Source organism: Rhodococcus shunpengi (assembly GCF_048381395.1).
Classification (GTDB): Bacteria; Actinomycetota; Actinomycetes; order Mycobacteriales; family Mycobacteriaceae; genus Rhodococcus.
The window spans coordinates 102,684-118,541 of record NZ_JBLWIU010000005.1 but is presented as its reverse complement, the minus strand read 5'-3'; the positions used below and the strand labels follow the sequence as shown (position 1 = coordinate 118,541).

General features: G+C 68.9%; 16 protein-coding genes and 1 tRNA gene. 8 read left to right on the top strand and 9 right to left on the bottom strand.

Features of this window, described 5'->3' with window-relative positions:
• Positions 1–8: 8 nt before the first annotated feature.
• Both ACNJ7K_RS00745 and ACNJ7K_RS00740 read right to left on the bottom strand, forming a co-directional pair.
• Entirely contained in the window at positions 9–1,049 is a 1,041-nt protein-coding gene (locus ACNJ7K_RS00745; RefSeq protein WP_120281630.1) for an LLM class F420-dependent oxidoreductase, read from the bottom strand.
• 71 nt (positions 1,050–1,120) lie between these two features.
• Positions 1,121–2,029: a universal stress protein gene (locus tag ACNJ7K_RS00740; RefSeq protein ID WP_120281629.1), complete on the bottom strand. Its 909-nt coding sequence runs from the start codon at positions 2,027–2,029 to the stop codon at positions 1,121–1,123.
• A gap of 146 nt (positions 2,030–2,175) precedes the next feature.
• Here ACNJ7K_RS00740 and ACNJ7K_RS00735 point away from each other — a divergent pair, with 146 nt between their 5' ends.
• From ACNJ7K_RS00735 to ACNJ7K_RS00725, 3 genes are all read left to right on the top strand, one after another.
• A complete protein-coding gene (locus ACNJ7K_RS00735) occupies positions 2,176–2,619 on the top strand; it encodes an Rrf2 family transcriptional regulator (RefSeq protein WP_120281628.1) in 444 nt (147 codons plus the stop codon).
• A gap of 54 nt (positions 2,620–2,673) precedes the next feature.
• Entirely contained in the window at positions 2,674–3,897 is a 1,224-nt protein-coding gene (locus ACNJ7K_RS00730; RefSeq protein WP_487040996.1) for a globin domain-containing protein, read from the top strand.
• A gap of 74 nt (positions 3,898–3,971) precedes the next feature.
• Positions 3,972–6,284 (top strand): M28 family peptidase, encoded by a 2,313-nt coding sequence (locus tag ACNJ7K_RS00725; RefSeq protein WP_487040995.1) that lies wholly within the window; start codon positions 3,972–3,974, stop codon positions 6,282–6,284.
• 5 nt (positions 6,285–6,289) lie between these two features.
• On the opposite strand, the gene ACNJ7K_RS00720 is transcribed toward ACNJ7K_RS00725, so the two are convergent.
• Entirely contained in the window at positions 6,290–7,798 is a 1,509-nt protein-coding gene (locus ACNJ7K_RS00720) for a glutamate-cysteine ligase family protein (protein WP_159416515.1), read from the bottom strand.
• A 111-nt stretch (positions 7,799–7,909) separates the two neighbouring features.
• On the bottom strand, positions 7,910–8,731 hold the full coding sequence (locus tag ACNJ7K_RS00715) for a M23 family metallopeptidase (protein ID WP_120281624.1): 822 nt from the start codon (positions 8,729–8,731) through the stop codon (positions 7,910–7,912).
• A 235-nt stretch (positions 8,732–8,966) separates the two neighbouring features.
• Here ACNJ7K_RS00715 and ACNJ7K_RS00710 point away from each other — a divergent pair.
• Together ACNJ7K_RS00710 and ACNJ7K_RS00705 are read left to right on the top strand one after the other, a co-directional pair.
• Positions 8,967–9,039, top strand: a tRNA-Arg gene (locus tag ACNJ7K_RS00710).
• A gap of 171 nt (positions 9,040–9,210) precedes the next feature.
• Positions 9,211–10,026 carry a DUF5602 domain-containing protein gene (locus tag ACNJ7K_RS00705; protein ID WP_487040994.1) on the top strand — a complete coding sequence of 272 codons (816 nt, stop codon included), beginning with the start codon at positions 9,211–9,213 and terminating at the stop codon, positions 10,024–10,026.
• Between the two features lie 21 nt (positions 10,027–10,047).
• Here the strand turns inward: ACNJ7K_RS00705 and ACNJ7K_RS00700 are convergent, their stop codons facing one another.
• Complete coding sequence (locus tag ACNJ7K_RS00700) at positions 10,048–10,419, bottom strand: VOC family protein (RefSeq protein ID WP_487040993.1); 372 nt, start codon at positions 10,417–10,419, stop codon at positions 10,048–10,050.
• Positions 10,420–10,518: 99 nt separating this feature from the next.
• Here ACNJ7K_RS00700 and ACNJ7K_RS00695 point away from each other — a divergent pair, with 99 nt between their 5' ends.
• From ACNJ7K_RS00695 to ACNJ7K_RS00685, 3 genes are all read left to right on the top strand, one after another.
• Positions 10,519–11,502: a helix-turn-helix transcriptional regulator gene (locus ACNJ7K_RS00695; protein WP_487040992.1), complete on the top strand. Its 984-nt coding sequence runs from the start codon at positions 10,519–10,521 to the stop codon at positions 11,500–11,502.
• 55 nt (positions 11,503–11,557) lie between these two features.
• The gene (locus tag ACNJ7K_RS00690) at positions 11,558–12,331 is read left to right on the top strand and encodes an amidohydrolase family protein (protein WP_229567348.1); all 774 of its coding nucleotides are present in this window, start codon (positions 11,558–11,560) and stop codon (positions 12,329–12,331) included.
• Between the two features lie 94 nt (positions 12,332–12,425).
• Positions 12,426–12,878 carry a hypothetical protein gene (locus ACNJ7K_RS00685; RefSeq protein ID WP_159416534.1) on the top strand — a complete coding sequence of 151 codons (453 nt, stop codon included), beginning with the start codon at positions 12,426–12,428 and terminating at the stop codon, positions 12,876–12,878.
• Between the two features lie 42 nt (positions 12,879–12,920).
• Here ACNJ7K_RS00685 and ACNJ7K_RS00680 read toward each other — a convergent pair whose 3' ends face one another.
• From ACNJ7K_RS00680 to ACNJ7K_RS00665, 4 genes are read right to left on the bottom strand one after another with little or no spacing between them, the layout of a single operon-like run.
• On the bottom strand, positions 12,921–13,250 hold the full coding sequence (locus ACNJ7K_RS00680; RefSeq protein WP_006551592.1) for a YnfA family protein: 330 nt from the start codon (positions 13,248–13,250) through the stop codon (positions 12,921–12,923).
• Positions 13,251–13,261: 11 nt separating this feature from the next.
• Positions 13,262–14,278 (bottom strand): hypothetical protein, encoded by a 1,017-nt coding sequence (locus tag ACNJ7K_RS00675; RefSeq protein ID WP_306297741.1) that lies wholly within the window; start codon positions 14,276–14,278, stop codon positions 13,262–13,264.
• Positions 14,275–15,489, bottom strand: coding sequence for a sensor histidine kinase (locus tag ACNJ7K_RS00670; protein WP_120281619.1), 1,215 nt, complete (start codon positions 15,487–15,489; stop codon positions 14,275–14,277). The genes ACNJ7K_RS00675 and ACNJ7K_RS00670 overlap by 4 nt, the downstream gene beginning before the upstream one ends.
• Entirely contained in the window at positions 15,486–15,758 is a 273-nt protein-coding gene (locus tag ACNJ7K_RS00665; RefSeq protein WP_016692216.1) for a LuxR C-terminal-related transcriptional regulator, read from the bottom strand. The genes ACNJ7K_RS00670 and ACNJ7K_RS00665 overlap by 4 nt, the downstream gene beginning before the upstream one ends.
• Between the last annotated feature and the right edge of the window lie 100 nt (positions 15,759–15,858).

Below are 15,858 nucleotides of genomic sequence, written 5' to 3'. Positions count from 1 at the left end.
TCGGTGGGTCAGCCGCAGATCTGCCGCAGCTGTTCGATCAGTCGCACGCGACCTGCGGTGTCGGCCGCGAACGGGGTGACGTTGAGGGTGGTGACCCCGGCCTCCGCGAAGGCCGCGACCCGCTCGCGCACGAAGCCCTCCGAACCGATCAGGGAGATCGAGCGGAGCAGATCGACGGGCACCGCCGCGGCCGCCTCCTCCTTCTTTCCGGCGAGGTAGAGCTCCTGGATGGTCTCGGCTTCCTTCGCGTAGCCGTACCGGATCGCGAGGTCGTTGTAGAAGTTCTTGCCCTTGGCACCCATGCCGCCGACGTAGAGCGCGACCATGGGCCGGACCCAGTCGAGCATGTGGTCGACATCGTCGCCGATCGCCAGCGCGGTCTGCGCGTAGATCTGCAGGTCGCCGAGCGCCGGATCGCGCTTGGCCTTGCCCTTGGCGATCGATTCGCCCCACACCTCGGCGGCCTTCTCCGGGTAGTAGAACAGCGGCTGCCAGCCCTCGGCGATCTCGGCGGTCATCTCGACGTTCTTCGGGCCGAGCGATGCGATGATGATCGGGATGCGCTCGCGCACAGGCTTGTTGATGATCTTCAGCGGCTTGCCGAGCCCGGTGCCACGCTCGGCGGGCAGCGGGATCTGGTAGTACTTGCCCTGGTGGTCGACCTTCTCGCGGCGCCACACCTGTCGGCAGATGTCGACGATCTCGCGCGTGCGGCCCAGCGGCGCGTTGTAGGGAACACCGTGGAATCCCTCGATGACCTGGGGGCCGGACGCGCCGATACCGAGCACGAAGCGACCGTCGGAGACGAAGTCCAGGCCGGCGGCCGTCATGGCGGTGAGCGTCGGCGTCCGGGTGAACAACTGGAGAATGCCGGAGGCGAGCTCGACGCGGGAGGTCTTCGCCGCCAGATAGCCGAGCTGGCTCACCGCATCGAACGAATAGGCCTCGGGCACGAACACGATATCGAGGCCGGCCTTTTCCAGGTCGGCCACCTCCGCCGCGGTCTCCGCGAAACCTCCGCTGTAGTTCAGTCCCATTCCGATGCGCATGCGCCACCTTCGTTCCTGCTGCACACCCCGTTCGGGGCGCGTTCGTCCACGTGCCCCGAACACTACCGCCGTCAGGAGGTGACCGGTCGCACCACCATCACCGGGCAGTGCGCCTCGCGCATGAGCGCATTTCCGGTGGAGCCGAGCACCATCCCCTTGAAGCCGCCCCTGCCTCGGGTACCGACCACGACGAGCTGGGCTTTCCCGCTCCAGGACTGCAGATGGGCGCGGGGGCCGTCGACGTAGACCTTTCGGTGGACCGTCACGTCCGGATAGCGTTCGCTGTAGCCCGCGAGGCACTCGGACAGCAGGGAGTGCTCGTACTCCTCGAACGCGCGGGGATCGAAATCGAGGGGTGATTCGTCGATCTCCCCGACCTTCAGGTCGCTCCAGACGTGGACGGCGACGAGGTCGACCCCGCGCCAGGACGCCTCCTCGAACGCCAGGTCGACCGCCTGGCGGCTCGCGGGACTGCCGTCCACGCCGACGACGACGGGCCGCTCGTCGTGGAGGGATCCCTCCGGCCCCCGCACCACGACGACCGGACATTCGGCATGACCGGCGACGGAGACCGGGGTGGAACCGAGAAACGCCTCCCCCAGTTTGGTGCTCCCGGTGGCACCGAGGACGATCATCCGCGACGTGCGGGACAGCTCGACGAGCCACTTGGCGCTTCCGGTGAGGGCGAGTTCGGCGGTGATCTCGAGATCCGGCGCCACCGCCTCGGCGGTCTCCGCGGCCTCCTTCAGGAGTGCCTGGGCCTCGGCTTCGCTCCACTCGAAGACCTGCGAGGGACGGAAGAAGGGAAGTTTCGTCCAGCCCGACGGTGCGAAGTCCACCGCGTGGACGAGATGCAGTGGGATCTTCCGGCCGGCCGCGGTGGCCGCGGCCCATCTCACCGCCCGCTCGGAGGCCGGGGAACCGTCCACACCGACGGTCACGTGGTTGTGGTCGCGGGGTGCTTCACCGAGTGGTTTCACGCCTCCGAGGCTAGTCGGATCCGCTACGTCCGGATACGGACTTTGGTCATCCTGTCGAGATTCCTTTGATCGCAATGCATTCGGGCAACAGAGATCTGCGTCACATCAAATTGTCATTTGGGATGCGAATTTACTACCGTGAGGTCATGCAACTCACCCGGTTCACCGATCTAGGACTGAGAGTTGTGATGCATCTCGTCGCCGGCCCGGCGGAGAGTATGCCCAGCACCAGAACGATTGCAGACCAGCTCGATCTGTCGTACGCACATACGACGAAGGTCGTCGCCCGACTCGGCGAGCTCGGAGTGGTCACCACCCGCCGCGGACGCGGCGGAGGGCTGACCATCACCGAACTCGGCCGCACGGCGAGCCTCGGTTGGCTCACCCGAGCCCTCGAGGGTGAAGAAGAGGTCGTCGAGTGCGAAGGAGCGAAGCCGTGCCCCATGCGTGGCGGTTGCGGCCTCCGCTCCAGGCTCCGCGCCGCACAGGACGCCTTCTACGCCGCCCTCGACGACGTCACGATCGCCGACCTGGCGACCCCTGACGCCGGTCCGGTCCTGCTCACCCTCGAACCACCCACCGGCCGCTGACCCACGGCGAGGCCGCCGGTGCAGCCTGTCACGACACACACGAGGAGACACACCATGCCGCTCTCACCCGAATCCAAGGATGTCATCGCCGCGACCCTCCCGGCGGTGGGAGCCGCTATCGGCGACATCACCTCGCTGTTCTACAGCAAGATGTTCGCCGCCCACCCCGAGCTCGAACGCGATCTGTTCAATCGCGGCAACCAGAAGCAGGGTGAGCAGCAGAAGGCACTCGCCGGATCGATCGCGGCCTTCGCGACGCTCCAGCTCGATCCCGACCCCGCCCGTGTCGAGGCGATCCTGTCCCGCGTCGCCCACAAGCACGCCTCGCTCGGCATCAAGCCCGACGAGTACTGGATCGTCCACAAGCACCTCTTCGAGGCGATCGTCGAAATCCTCGGCGAGGCAGTGACTCCCGAGGTCGCGAAAGCATGGGACGAGCTGTACTGGCTGATGGCCGATACCCTCATCTCGATGGAGGCCGATCTGTACCGGGCCGCGGGTGTCGAGGCCGGCGACGTCTGGCGCACCGTCCGCGTCGCCGACCGCGTCCACCAGTCCGCCGACACCGTCTCGTTCGTGCTCACCTCGCTCGACGGCTCCCCGCTGCCCACCTTCCGTCCGGGCCAGTACCTCTCGGTCGGCGTTCACCTCCCCGACGGCGCCCGCCAGATCCGTCAGTACAGCCTGTCGAGCGCACCCGCGAAGGGTGACTGGCGCATCACCGTCAAGCGGGTCCTCGAGACCACCGCAGCCGACGGCACCGTGCTTCCCGCCGGTGAGGTGTCGAACTTCCTGTACAACAACCTCTTCGAGGGCGACGAGCTGGAGGTCACCACTCCCTTCGGCGATCTCGTGCTCACCGAGGGCGACACCCCGATCCTGTTGGCGTCCGCCGGCATCGGATGCACCCCGATGATCGGCATGCTCGATCACCTCGCCGGCGTCGGCGACGAGCGTCCCGTCGCGGTCCTGCACGCCGACCGGTCGGTCGCGAGCCACGCCCACCGTCGCGAGCTCGAGACCCTCGCCGAGAAGATCCCGTCGGCCCAGCTGTACCGCTGGTACGAGGACCTCGGCAACCGCCGGCCGCTCGAGACGGTCCGCGTCGGACGGGCCGACATCTCGGATCTGCCGCTCGATCCGAAGACCCAGGCCTACCTGTGCGGTCCCCTGCCGTTCATGCTCTCGCTGCGAGAGGCTCTGATCGAGCGCAACGTCCCGGCCGAGAACATCCACTACGAGGTGTTCGGACCCGACAGCTGGGCGCCTGCCTCCTGATCCGACCCGATCCGATCGCGGTGCCCCGGCCGAGTCTGCCGGGGCACCGCCGCATTCGCGGCTAGGCTGCAACCATGGACTCCGCCGCGGCTGTTCGCGACCCGGCCCCGTCCCCGCGTAGCCGATTTCAGGCACTGGGCAACAGTGTCCTCGCGCTGATCGGAGTCCTTCTCGTGGCGGGCCTCGTCGCCCTGTTCCCCGGGTCCGACGAGCCGCTCGGAACCGATGCTCCCGCCGACGTCTTCAGCGCTGCCCGCGCCGGCGAACACATCGACGCGATCGCCACCGGTCCACGACCGCTCGGATCGACCGCCCACGCCGATGCCCGCGACCATCTCGTCGCAGTCCTCGAGGAACTCGGGTGGTCCACCCGCGTCGACTCGGGCGTCGGATGGATGGCGCGGTCCGGTGAGGCGACCCAGCGCGGCGCCCGCGTGCAGAACATCGTGGCGACCCGAGCCGGTACCGATCCCACCGGCACCGTCGTGCTCGCCGCGCACTACGACACGGTCCGGGGCTCCCCCGGCGCGGGCGACGACGGGATCGGCGTCGGCACGGTCCTCGAGGTCGCTCGTGCCATCGAGTCCGGTCCTCCCCCGCGGAACGACGTCGTCGTCCTGCTCACCGACGGTGAGGAGAACGGTCTGCTCGGCGCCCACCGGTTCGTGGGCACGGAGTCCGTCCGGGCAGGCCCGGTCGTCGTACTCAACCACGAGGCCCGCGGGAACTCCGGTACGCCGACGACCTTCCGGATCACCTCACCGAACGGCGTCCTGATCGACAGCCTCGCGGGGGCACCGGGCGCGAACGCCGACTCCCTCACCGAGCTGATCTTCGAGGCGCTGCCGAACGACACCGATTTCCGCCGCTTCGCCGAGCACGGCCACCACGCCCTCGACACCGCGATCTCCGCGGGATCGGCGTACTACCACAGCCCTCTCGACACCCCCGACCGTCTCAGCCGGACGTCGCTGCAGCACATGGGCGACACCTCCCTCGCGACCGCCCGCACGCTCGCCGGATCCGATCTCACCACGGTCGACGACGGCGGCGACCAGGTCGTGACGACCGCGCCCTGGGGACTCCTCCACATGCCGAGGTGGGCCGAGGTCGTCGGGGCGATCGTGCTGGCCGGCATCGCGGCGGCGATCGTCGTGCTGCGGGTGCGCCGCGGCGAGACGTCGGCCTGGCAGTCCGGCGCTGCCGTGGGCGTGTCCCTGCTCGCCGCCGTCCTCGCGGCGGGCGCGGCGTGGCTGCCGTGGTGGATCGTGCAGACCGTCGATCCGGGCATGGCCGCCCCGGTCGCCGACGAGCCCTACCGGCCGGGTGTCTTCCAATTCGCGGCGGTCGCCGCGGCCCTCGGCGTACTGCTGGTCGCGCGATCGTGGTGGGGCCGCGGCCGTCCGGCTGCCGCCCTCACGTGCGGAGCGTTCACGCTCGTCGCAGTGCTCGCTCTCGCCGGTATCCCCTTCGCCGGTGTGCCGCTGACTCTGCTCGTGCTCACTCTGCCGGCAGCGCTGGGTCTGCTGGTGGCGCTGCTCCTCCCGCAGCGCGACACGGTGTGGCCGCTCGTCACGATCGCCCTCGGCGCACTCGGCTCGCTGATCTTCGGCCTGCCCGCCGTGCTGGTGTCGTTCGACGCGGGACTCCTCTACGGGGCGCCGGTGGCCGGTCTGTTCGTCGCCTTCACGTTCGCCGCGGTGCTCCCGTTGTGCGAGCCGTTCGCGTCGACCACCCGTGGGCTCGCCGTCTCCGCGACGGGCACGATCGCGATCGCCCTGGTGGGCACGCTGCTCGCCGGCTACCTCAACCGGGACGGGGCGACCGATCCCCGGCAGGAATACCTCTGGTACTCGCTCGACGCCGATCGGGGTGCCGCGGTGTGGGGATCGCCGGACGGCCCGAGATCCGACTGGAGCGAAGGGCTGCTCACCACCGGTCCCGAATCGCTCCCCACCGCCTTCCCGTGGCGGGAGCACCGTCCGATGTACCACGGGCCCGCTCCGGTTGCCGACCTCGAGGCGCCCGAGGTCGAGATCCTCGAGGACACGACCGGCGGAAGCGCCCGGAAGATACGACTGCGGTTGAGCTCACCGAGGAACGCCCAGGCCGTCGGGTTGTGGATCGACAACACCACCGCCCACGTCCACGGCGCGACGGTGGACGGCTTCCGCGCCGAACCGTCCGACGACTTCGGTTTCCTGTTCTGGGCTCCCGGCCCCGACGGGATCGAGGTCGAGCTGACGTTGAGCATGCTCAAGAGCCGCCTCGGCGTCCGCGTCGCCGATCTCGGTGACGATCTCGGCGAAGTACCCGGCTTCGAGCCACCCGCGGATCGCGTCGTCGTCCAGCCGACGGTGGCCGTGACGCGGACCCTGCAACTGTAGGGCCGTCACTCCCACTCGTGGACGGGAGTGCCCAAGGTCATGTTCTGCACGTAGTCCCTCATCATCCCGAGCAGGGCGGTGCGACGGTTCTCGCCGGCAGCCTCGCGCCGGGCCACCTGCCGTCGTTGCCACGCCGCCCCGGTCTGCCGGGTCAGTGCACGCCCCTCGACGATGCCGAGATAGCGGTCGCGGACCGCCGCCGACAGTCCGTATGCCTCGAGGCCCTCGTGCGCGAGCGGCAACAGGCACCGCAGCACGAGTTCGTCGGCGCCGACCCATCCGGTGCGCGGCCAGTACAGCTTCGCGTCGAGACCGAACTTCGCACCGAGCACGAGGTTCCGCTCGGCGGCGTCGAAGCTGAGGTCGCGCCAGAGCGGCTCGTCGGCGTCGGTGAGGGCGCGCAGCGTCCCGTAGTAGAAGGCGGCGTTGGCCATGGTGTCGAGGACGGTCGGTCCTGCAGGGAGCACACGGTTCTCGACGCGCAGGTGCGGATGGCCGTCGCTGATGTCGTAGACGGGCCGGTTCCACCGGTAGATGGTGCCGTTGTGCATCTGCAGTTCGCGCAGTTCGGGAATCCGGCCGGCGTCGAGTTCGGCCATCGGATCGACGTCCGAGACCTCCGGCAGGAGAGCCGTGAAGTAGCGGGAGTTCTCCTCGAACAGGTCGAGGACGGAGTCGATCCACCGCTCACCGAACCATACGCGGGGACGGACACCCTGGTTCCGCAGTTCGAGCGGACGCGTGTCGGTTGCCTGCGCGAACAACGGGATCCGGCTCTCGTGCCACAGCGCCTTGCCGGCGAGGAAGGGCGAGTTCGCCGCGAGCGCGACCTGCGCTCCGGCCAGGCACTGGGCGGCGTTCCAATGCGTCGCGAAATCCTCGGGAGCGATCCGCAGATGCAGCTGCAGGGACGTGCAAGCCGCCTCGGGGACCACCGAATTCATATCTGCCCGAAGGGTTTCCACGGCATCCCTGCCAGGAAGCGGAACACCGTCGAGATCGAGTTCGATGTCCTCGCCGCGCGCCGCGAAGATCTGCTCGTTGAGCGCTTCGTAGCGGGGATTGGCGGTGATCCGGCCCCGTTCGAGATCGTCGAGTTCGAGTGTGGGCAGCATGCCGATCATGACCAGCTGCGCGTCGTGCAGGTGCATCCGCTCGTCGGCGCGCCGCAGTGACGACCGCAGCGACTCTTCGAGTTCGAAGGGTTCGTCGCCGGTGAGACGTCGCGGCTCGACGTTCATCTCGACGTTGAACTGGCCGAGTTCGGTCTGGAAGACCGCGTGATCGTCGATCGCCTGGAGCACCTCGAGGTTCGACATCGCGGGCGACATGTCGTCGCGGACGAGATTGAACTCGATCTCCATGCCGAGATGTGGTTCGGGTGACGAGTGCACGTCGACGAAGACGTCCTCTCGAAGCATCCGCTCGAGAGCCTTCATGCAGTCGCGAACCTTGCTCCGGAACATCCGCCGGTCTTCCCCGGTGAACGAACGAGCGGATATCTCAGCTCCCAATGGAACCCCCGGGTCGGCGCGCGGTCTGTCGAGCCAAGCCTAGCGCGCGCTCACGCCGGGGGTGGGATCAGACGGCGTGCCGTGGGGTGGGATCGAATACTGCGGGTGGGATCAGACGGCGCGGTAGCCGCCCCAGTCGGTGACGACGCCGCGATCGCTCAGCCACGCGTTGGGATTGATCTTGGTGCCGTCGGTGTCCCACACCTCGAAGTGCAGGTGCGGTCCGGTGGACCAGCCCTCGTTGCCGACGGTGGCGATCTGCTGGCCGGCGTTGACACGCTGACCGGCCGAGACCTGGTAGGTGCTCACGTGACCGTAGACGGCGGTGGTGCCGTCGTCGTTGAGGACGCGGACCCACTGGCCGAAGCCGGAAGCCGGTCCGGCGTCGAGGACCGTGCCGTTGGCCGCGGACTTGATGGGCGTTCCGATCGGGGCTGCGATATCGATGCCGCCGTGGTGGGCGCCCCAGCGCGGACCCCAGTCGGAGGTGAGGGTGCCGGAGACGGGCTGGACGGCGGAGGGAGAAGCCGGGTTGAGCTGATCGAGCCAGTTGGGACCCGAGAACTGATCGAGGAAGCCGGTGACCTCGGCCGGAAGCTCGGGCGCGCCCTGCTCGGCCGGGGTGGTGATGCCGGGGATGGCCGGGATCTCGACACCCTCGGGCAGCAGGCCCGCGGGAAGCTCGAAGGGCAGGCTGGGCGTGGGAGCCTCGGCCTGGACGTGGTCGTGGCCGGGATGCGCGGCAGCGGTGCCGGCGCCGATCTGCGAGCCGACGGCGAAGAAGGCACCCGTGGCAGCGGCGACGGTGGCGGCCTTGACCGGAGCGGACGTACCGGTGGGCTCGACGCGGTGACGGCCCTTGCCGGGGGACGGCACGCGAATCGTCTCGAGGTCGAATGCTGCGTCTTCGCGTGTGCGCTGATGGCGTCCCACAGTGTGTCCCTTGTTTCGTCCCGACTTCGACCGGGTATCCCCCGGCCGCTCCTGGCGACCCAAGGTAACAAAACGGTATAGGGAAAGGCCAGTGTTACCTTTCCTTGATCTCAATCGGCGGGAACCTGCAGGTCGTACGCATCGCCTCGAGAGTCTCGAGAGCGGGCGCTTGGTTACGGCACGTGCCCGGCGGCTACACTCACAACGCGCCAAGGTCGGCTCCGCCCGGCCGGACGCCTCCGTAGCTCAGGGGATAGAGCACCGCTCTCCTAAAGCGGGTGTCGCAGGTTCGAATCCTGCCGGGGGCACAGATCGGGTTCCGCCGCATCCGGGAGCACTGGCGGACCCACTTCCTCGAACATCACGGGCATCTTCCCGCCCACGCATCACGGTTCGATCTAGTCGGCCATCCACCGTCCGCGCGACAGTTAGCATCCACAACGATGCCGCTCGACGACGACGGAAATCGAGGACCCCACATGAACATTCGGCCTCGTGCCCGACATCTCGCCGTGATCGTCTCGGCGGCGGTCCTCGGATTGTTCGTCCCTCCCGCCCCCGCGGTCGCCGGGGGCGTCTCGGGCCTCGTCGAAGGACCCGCTCATCCCGTCGGGGCGGGCAACGCCCGCACGTACGTCACCGTCGACGAGGAGGGCACGCCGGCCACCATCGGGGTGCGACTCGATGCGGCCGCCCTCGACGACCTACCCAGTGCCCTGATGCCGGTCACCGAGGCCTACGTGCTCGAGTTGCCCGAGGAGGCGGCCGCCACCGCGTTCGACCACGTCACGGTCGACTGGAACTCGCACGGCCACGATCCCCAGCACGGCTTCGACGTCCCGCACTTCGACGTCCACTTCTATCTCCTGGATCGGCCCACGGTGGAGTCGATCCATCCCTTCGCCCCCGGCTACATCCCGGCCGCGGCCCGCGTGCCCGACCCGCGTTACATACCGGAGGGGTACGCACCGTCCGGGGATCCGCTGACGTCGACCGTCGCGGGCATGGGACTGCACTGGGTGGACACCACCGAGGCGGAGCACGATCCGGCGGCGGGACACCACCTCACCGAGACCGTGCTCTACGGCACGTGGGACGGACGGCAGGCGTTCATCGAACCCATGCTGAGCCGCGAGTGGCTCGCGACGCGGCCCGCGCACCACGAGGAACTCCGCCTGCCCGAGGCGTACCAGCGCGGAGGCCTCTACCCCACCACCTACTCCGTGTGGTGGGACGAGGCGTCGCGGACGTACACGGTCGAACTCGGCGGGCTCACGATGCGCGAGGCGTCGTAGACCGGTCGGCCGAACGGGGACTCAGTCCAGCGGGGAGACACGGATGAGGTTCCCGTCCGGGTCCGACACCACGAACGTCCGCCCGAACACCTCGTCGTGCGGCGCCTCCACGACCGTCGCCCCCTTTCCTACCCACTCGTCGTGGATCGCATCGACTGCGGCGGCCGATCCCGGCACCATCAGGCCCACCTCCGAGAACCGCGGCGCGTTCGCATCCATCGTCTCCGCGTGACCCGACCACAGTGCGAACAGCACTCCCGGCGTCACTTCGAAGGACACGTAGCGCGGGGTCGCCAGTTGCGGGATCATGCCGAACAGCTCGCTGTAGAAGCGGGTCGCGCGGTCGACGTCGGTCACGTAGATCAGGAACAGATTGGGCGACGACACGGTCATCGACATCTCCTTCCGGTAGGCGGTGAAGGCTTCGAGGACTACCGTGACACCGAAACCCGACAGTTCCTGTCGTGTTTTCGGAAGGAGATCGGACAGTCGATGAACCGGCCGCAGCGGTTGCTGAGCATGCTGGTCGTCCTGCAGGCCCGCAGACGGGTCACGGCCGCCGAACTCGCGGAGGAATTCGGCGTCTCCGAGCGCACCGTGCTGCGCGATGTGGAAACGCTTGCTGCCTCGGATCTTCCGGTGGTCGCCGAACGCGGCAGGTACGGCGGCATCGTGATGCTCCCCGGCCGGCAGACCGACCTGAACCGGCTCAACGCGTCCGAGGTGGACGTCCTGCGCGCCCTGGGGGTCGACATGGGCCGGGCCCGGCAACTCGGTGTCGACGCCGCCGCGCGGGACGCCGTCCACAAGCTCACCGCACGCGCCCGGCGCACGCCCTCCACCGCACGCGAGAACGACCTGCTGCCGCTGACCGAGGTGGTCACCGTCGACAACCGGGGATGGTTCGCCACCGAGGACCGGGCCGACGTAGCGGCGCTCACTCGTGACCTGCGGCGCGGCCGGCAACTCGCCATCACGTACCGCTCGAGCGGGCACCGCGACGAACGCGAGATCGTCGTCGATCCCTACGGTGTGCTCTCCCGCGCGGGCCGTTGGTATCTCGTGGCCGACGATCAGGGACGACCACGACTGTTCGCGCTGACCCGCCTGAGTGCGTGGACAGTGCTCGACCGGCCTCGACACCTGTCCCCCGGCCGGACCCTGCCCGCCCTGGCACGCGAACTCGGCGACGCGCTCGAACGACGCGAGGACGTCGTCGTCACCGCCGATCTCGCGACGAACCGCCTCGACCTCGCCCGGCGCATCCTCGGTGCCCGCCTGCGCGGGAGCAGCGCGGGGCCGCGACCGGACGTCTCGCGGATCACGGTGGCCTACGACTCGATCGACGGTGTGCGGCAACTGCTGCAGTTCGGCGAGCACATCGAGATCGTCGGGCCACCCGAGGCACGGGACCTCGTGGCGGGACTGGCCGAGTCGCTCCTCCGCCGCCATACCGCGCATCGCCGCGGCGAGTGAACTCCCGTCGAGCCGAACCCTGTCCCGACCGGACCGGGCTTCCTATCGTGGGGAGATGTTCGACGCCCACCTGCACATCATCGATCCGCGTTTCCCTCTCGTCGAGAACGACGGCTATCTGCCCGAACCGTTCACCGTCGACGACTATCTCGCGCGGGTCGCACATTTGGGTGTCACCGGCGGCGCGGTGGTGTCGGGCTCGTTCCAGGCCTTCGACCACAGTTATCTCCTCGACGCGCTCGACCGGCTCGGGCCCACTTTCGTCGGCGTCGTACAACTTCCGGCCACCGCCTCGGACGACGAGATCGTGCGACTCGACGCGGCGGGAGTGCGCGCCGTGCGGTTCAACGTCAGACGTGGCGGATCGGCGACGCTGTCCGACCTCGACCGCCTCGCCCGGCGGGTCCACGATCTCGTCGGCTGGCACGCCGAGTTGTACATCGATTCGCGCGATCTGGCCGAACTGCACACGACGATCTCCGGACTACCCGCTGTCTCCGTCGACCACCTGGGCCTGTCGCAGGAGGGTCTGCCGTCTCTGTTGCGGCTGGTGGAGGGCGGTATCCACGTGAAGGCCACGGGGTTCGGACGCGTCGACCTGCCCGTGGCCGACACGCTGCGCGCCGTTTCCGACGTGAATCCCGGTGCACTCGTGTTCGGCACCGACCTGCCGTCGACACGGGCACCGCGACCGTTCCGGGACAGCGACATCACCCTCGTCGAGGACGTCCTCGGCGACGAGCTCGCCGACGCGGTGCTGCGCCGCAATGCTTCCGAGCTGTATCGGATCGAGACCGAAACCGCTCCTGGGACTTCGGTGTCTCGATAGACTCACGCTCGTCATCGGTGCGCGGGACGCGCCGCGGTGTTCTTCGCTGCGGTCGGCTCCCGGACGTGACCTTCCCTTTCCGAGGAGCAGCACCATGCCTGCACTGCGAATTCCACGTCGAGTTCTCGCCCTGGCGGCACCCGTCGCCGCCGCAATCGCATTCACCGGTGTGGCCACCGCTGCACCCCCTCAGCCCCTGGGCACGGCGATCACCATCGGCTGCATCAACCAGGGCAGCCTGGCGTCGTTCACCTCGGTCACGGCGCAACCCGGACCGGACGAGGGCATCCCCGGCGGCCACGTCCTGTTCTCCACGCGGGAGGCCCTGTGGCCGGTCCCGGCAGCCGGACAGGTCAGCGTCGCATGGCTCAACCGCAACAACGGCCGCACCGGCATCGTCGATCTGGGCGGTGCGTACCCGAACCTGTCGACACTGGTCGACACCGGTCCGGGTGAGGTCGTGGCGACGGTGTTCGGTTCGGTGAATCTCGGCAGTGGACCGCTGTGCAACTCGACCCCCGCAGTCGGCGGTGTCGTGGTTCCGTGATGTCCGGACGAGACATCCGGCACCTCTGTGCCGGATGCCCCGTCACCGAGGCGAATACATGATGATGGCGACGCCGGCGAGGCACACGAGCGCGCCCGCGACATCCCACCGGTCCGGCCGGAAGCCGTCCATCACCATGCCCCACACCAGGGAACCCGCCACGAACACACCGCCGTACGCGGCGAGGATGCGACCGAAGTTCGCGTCGGGCTGGAGTGTGGCGACGAAACCGTAAGCGCCGAGAGCGATCACGCCCAGCCCCATCCAGATCCAGCCGCGGTGTTCGCGCACGCCCTGCCACACCAGCCACGCACCACCGATCTCGAACAGGGCGGCAACGGCGAACAGCAGCAACGACTTCAGCACGGTCACGGAAGGTGACTCTAGCCCTGCGGCGCCTTGCCCAGTTCGATGCGGCGCACGGAGTCCCCCCGCACGAGGATCGTCACGAGGGCCCGGCGTCCCGGGGGGAGGACCCGTACCGTGACGGAACCGTGTGACACCGAGTCGAGTTCGTCGGCGACCGCACGTCGGAGGCGGGCCTGTTCGTCCGGGGGCACCCCGTCCAGGCCGTGATCGTCGAGCATCACCACGTCCACGCCTCGTCGGCGCGCAGCGTCGGCCGCCTCGACGACCTGGGGATCCTGCAGGGCCGGTGCTCGAAGCCCGTCCCGCAGACGTGCTTCGAGCAGCACACCGGCGCGTCGCTCCCCCGCCTCGAGTACCTCCCCGGTCGCGATGCGTTCGAGGAGGGGCCGGGCCAGGGAGTCGAGCCGGTCGAGTTGCGCGTCGCGTTCCTCGAGCGCTGCAGCCGAGGCAGCCTGTTCGGCGCTGCGCTGCAACGACATCGCACGCAGCAGGTAGATGGATCCGGCGAGTGGTCGCAGGGTGAAGGCGAAGAAGGTGGACATGAGGACCGGGGCGGCGTTGACGAGCGACAGCGACAGGCCGGGGCCGATCCCCTGTCCGGTGGCGTAGGTCCAGAAGGTCGCGGTCGCGATCATGCAGGCCAACCCGATCCACGCCGCGAGGGTGCGTCCGCGCACGCACATGAAGGTGAAGACGACCGTGGACATCCCGAGCGGCCAGGTCGCGATGCCTCCCGGGGAGGGCACCGGCAGCACCGAGAAGACGAGCGCCGACGAGACCGTCCCGGTGGCGGCGAGCGGGATCGTCGCCGGCATCGGCAGCGGGTCGCCTGGGACGGTGATGAGGGTGAACGCCGCGAACGTGCACACGAGCACGGCGAGGGCGGGAGGCCAGCTCGCGGACGTGTGCTCCGCGCCGAATGCCGCCAGCACGAGGCAGACCAGGGCGTAGAGGCTCACGAGTACACGTGCGGCCGTGGTGCGCATCCCCAGCAGGTCGCGCACGTCGCGGGTCGATTCGGTGGTCGTCACGGTGCGCGACGCTCGGCCGGATCGCACCAGAACAACGTCACCGTCGTACCTCCGGGGCCGGAGGTGATCTGCGAGTCGCCTCCGGGCAGGCCGCGCATGCGTCCGTGGATGCTCGCGCGGATGCCCATCCGGTAGGGATCGACCTGGGCGGGGTCGAATCCGTGGCCGTCGTCGCGGACGACCACCCGGACCGATCCGGGCCCGAGGTCGACGTGCACGGCCCGCTGTGTGCCCGGGCCGGCGTGGCGGACACTGTTCCGCACGGCCTCGGCCAGTGCGGCTCCGACCGCCCTGATCACGTCGGCCGGGTAGTGCGGCCCGGCATCGGCACTCGTCGCGGTCGTGAACTCGACGTCCTCGTCCACCTCGGAGGCCGCCGAACGGAACTGGGCCGCCACCCGGTCGGCGTCGAAGCTGCTCTCGGTGTCGTCGCCGCGCCGCAGGGAGTCGAACATCTCCAGCGCACGACGGGCCTGGGCTGCGACGGGGCCGTCGGATGCGCCGCGACCCGAGGCGAGCAGGGTGGACATCACCTGGTCGTGGACGAGCGCGTCGAACCGCTCGCGTTCGACCGTCCTGGCCGCGGCCGCGGCCGCCGCGACAACGGATCGCTCGGTGGCCGCGACGGTGGAATCGAGGACGTCGCCCGTGCGGAAGGCGACGATCGCCGCAGCGGCGAAGACCCCGCAGAACATGAGTGCGAACGCGAGTTCCGGGACGAAGCGGTACCCCGTCGTGGTGTTCACCAGCAGATAGTTGGTGGCCTGCACGACGAACACCACCACCGTGAGGTAGGCGAGCGCCGTCCGCGGCCGCCACGCTGCCGCCGCGGACAGTCCTGCCACTCCGGGGAAGAGCGCCTGCCAGGCCGTGTTCGTGGAGACCTCACCCGTCCAGGCCGGGAACCACAGGACCGCCGCGACCAGGAAGGAGACGGCGTTGGCGGCTGCGAGTCGTCCGACCCACCGGACATCGCTCAGGAAGGTCGCCACCCCGAGCGCAATCCCGGTGCCGAAGATCGCGAGCAGTGCCGTCGGCAACCACCACCATGCCGTGAGGTGGGCCTGCGACACCGCTGTGGGGACGACGAACAGCAGGTAGAACACATAGCCCGCGCTGATGAACCGGCCGAAGACCCGGTGGATCCGGTCGGCCGCGCTCGTCGGATCCGTCGTGTGTCCACCCTGTGTGGTGGCAGGCCGACGGGTCACAGCTCGTCGATGGAGACCACACCGTCCTGCAGAGCGCGGGCGAGCAGTGCCGTCTTCGTGGTCGCCGTACGCCCGACGCGGGCGTACTTCTCGCGGATGCGGACGATGTGGGTGCTGACCGTTGCTGCAGTGACGAACAGGCTCGCAGCCGCCTCGGACTTGGACTCGCAGAGCAGCCAGGCCCGCAGGATCTCGATCTCGCGAGCCGAGAGTGCGGGCTTCTGAGGCGCAGGCTTCTGTGCCGGGGAATGTTCGAGCATCGTCGTCATAGCGCGTCCCTACCGAGATGAATACATGGGATCGAACCGAGTCCCCCGACGAACTCCGTTTCGAGTGCCTACAACGTAACGGTTGAAACCGACAACTACC